The following is a 2,500-nucleotide window of genomic DNA, read 5'->3' as shown; positions in this document are numbered from 1 at the left end:
CAAGCTCGGCAACGGCCGCTACTGTTACCCCCTGACCGTCACCGACCAGGCTTCACGCTATCTGCTGGCCTGCGAAGCCCTTGAAGCGACAAAGGAGGTTCCAGTCATCGAGGCTTTCGTCCGGCTGTTCAAGGAACGTGGCCTGCCGGAAGCGATTAGAAGCGACAATGGCCTTCCCTTCGCAAGCCCCAACGGCCTCTACAATCTATCGAGGCTGTCGGTGTTCTGGCTGAGGCTCGGCATCGCCATCGAGCGCATCCGGCCTGGCAACCCGCACGAGAACGCTCGCCATGAGCGCATGCACCGCACGCTCAAGGCCGAAACGACCCGGCCGCCGGGCATGAACACCCTCCAGCAGCAGGCCAGGTTCGATGCTTTCATGAGCGAATTCAATGACGAGAGGCCCCACGAGGCCATCGGCATGAAGGTGCCAGCCGAGCTCTACAGAGGCTCTTCAAGAGCCTATCAAGGTCTACCCGAGCTGGAATATCCCTTCCATGACAAGGACATCCTCGTCACCGCCTGCGGCCGCATCTGCATGCACAGGAAGAAGATAAACATCTCCACCGTGCTCGCCGGCCAAAGGCTCGGCATCAGCGAAGTCGACGACGGCATTTGGCTCGTCTCCTTCATGCACTATGATCTGGGGTATATCGACTTGGAACAGAGGACCTTGCAGACCATCGACAACCCGTTCGGCACGAGGTTGTCACCCATGTCTTAGGTACATTCTGTTACCTATGTCTCCGGAACGGACCGTTTTGATTTGGTTGCGGGGACAGGATTTGAACCTGTGACCTTCAGGTTATGAGCCTGACGAGCTACCGGGCTGCTCCACCCCGCGCCACCTATGAGCAAGCGTGAGCTTGCTTCGACCTCTGGAAGCAGGTGTTTCTGCTTCGATGTTTGGAAGCGGGCGATTGCCTGCTTCGCGCCGCCAAATTGAAAGGGCCGCTTACGCGGCCCGTTGTCCCGTTGGCGGGCCTGTTCGTGAAGAGAAGATTTCACATCTATCCGATTGGATGTGAGTTTAACGTGCGTTTGGCAGACCTGGCAGCGACCTACTCTCCCGCGTCTTGAGACGAAGTACCATCAGCGCTGGAGCGTTTCACGGCCGAGTTCGGAATGGGATCGGGTGCAGCCGCTCCGCCATAACCACCAGGTCGGCAAAACGCACGTTATTCGAGAAGCTGGGTTAGGGATTGGGCAGAAGGCAATAGTGAATAGGGGATGCCTATTCACTATTGGCTCGTTGCTCTTCACCTGTCTTTTTGTGCCTGAGCGACATCCACAGTTTGCTTTCGGGCAAAGCCCGCAAGCGCGACTGCGCGTCGCCGGTCGTCCGGCGCCCTCGCGGAGCATAGGCCCGTAAGGGCCGCTCATGCGTGAGCGCTGGCCAGACCATCGTGTTTCACGATGGGCATAAGGAATGAGAACGATCAAGCCGATCGAACTATTAGTACCGGTAAGCTTCAAGCGTTGCCGCTCTTCCACACCCGGCCTATCAACGTGGTCGTCTTCCACGGTTCTCAGGGAATACTCGTTTTAAGGTGGGTTTCCCGCTTAGATGCCTTCAGCGGTTATCCCGTCCGGATATAGCTACCCTGCTATGCGGCTGGCGCCACAACAGGTCCACCAGAGATCCGTCCATCCCGGTCCTCTCGTACTAGGGACAGATCCTTTCAATATTCCTACACCCACGGCAGATAGGGACCGAACTGTCTCACGACGTTCTGAACCCAACTCACGTACCGCTTTAAATGGCGAACAGCCATACCCTTGGGACCTGCTCCAGCCCCAGGATGCGATGAGTCGACATCGAGGTGCCAAACAACCCCGTCGATATGGACTCTTGGGGGTCATCAGCCTGTTATCCCCGGCGTACCTTTTATCCGTTGAGCGATGGCCCTTCCACGCGGGACCACCGGATCACTATGACCGACTTTCGTCTCTGCTCGACTTGTCAGTCTCGCAGTCAGGCAGGCTTATGCCATTGCACTCAGCGAACGATTTCCGACCGTTCTGAGCCCACCATCGCGCGCCTCCGTTACTCTTTAGGAGGCGACCGCCCCAGTCAAACTACCCACCATACATTGTCCCGGACCCGGATAACGGGCCGCGGTTAGACATCCATAGTGATAAGGGTGGTATTTCAAGGGTGGCTCCACCTGAGCTGGCGCCCAGGTTTCAAAGCCTACCACCTATCCTACACATGCCACTACGAATGCCAATGTAAAGCTATAGTAAAGGTGCACGGGGTCTTTCCGTCTAACCGCAGGAACCCCGCATCTTCACGGGGAATTCAATTTCACTGAGTCTATGCTGGAGACAGCGGGGAAGTCGTTACGCCATTCGTGCAGGTCGGAACTTACCCGACAAGGAATTTCGCTACCTTAGGACCGTTATAGTTACGGCCGCCGTTTACTGGGGCTTCGATTCAGAGCTTGCACCCCTCCTCTTAACCTTCCAGCACCGGGCAGGCGTCAGACCCTATACGTCG

1 protein-coding gene, 1 tRNA gene and 2 rRNA genes (2 of these 4 only partly in view) are annotated in these 2,500 nt (G+C 57.0%); 1 reads left to right on the top strand and 3 read right to left on the bottom strand.

The annotated features are described in order from the left end of the window. Positions 1-724: the 3' portion of a DDE-type integrase/transposase/recombinase gene (locus tag FJ972_RS07565; protein WP_140525845.1), read on the top strand. 467 nt of this gene lie to the left of the window's left edge; only the last 724 of its 1,191 coding nucleotides appear in the window; its start codon lies off the left edge, out of view; its stop codon occupies positions 722-724. Positions 725-767: 43 nt separating this feature from the next. Here FJ972_RS07565 and FJ972_RS07560 read toward each other — a convergent pair. The 3 genes from FJ972_RS07560 to FJ972_RS07550 all read right to left on the bottom strand — a co-directional run. Beyond that, positions 768-844: transfer RNA gene (locus FJ972_RS07560), tRNA-Met, on the bottom strand. Between the two features lie 204 nt (positions 845-1,048). Next, positions 1,049-1,163, bottom strand: a 5S ribosomal RNA gene (rrf, locus tag FJ972_RS07555). Positions 1,164-1,435: 272 nt separating this feature from the next. Continuing rightward, positions 1,436-2,500, bottom strand: a 23S ribosomal RNA gene (locus FJ972_RS07550); it runs 1,746 nt beyond the window's last position.

This window comes from Mesorhizobium sp. B2-1-1, assembly GCF_006442975.2.
Lineage (GTDB): Bacteria > Pseudomonadota > Alphaproteobacteria > Rhizobiales > Rhizobiaceae > Mesorhizobium.
Note: the sequence above shows the minus strand (reverse complement) of the source record. Positions and strands in the feature narration are given on the sequence as shown.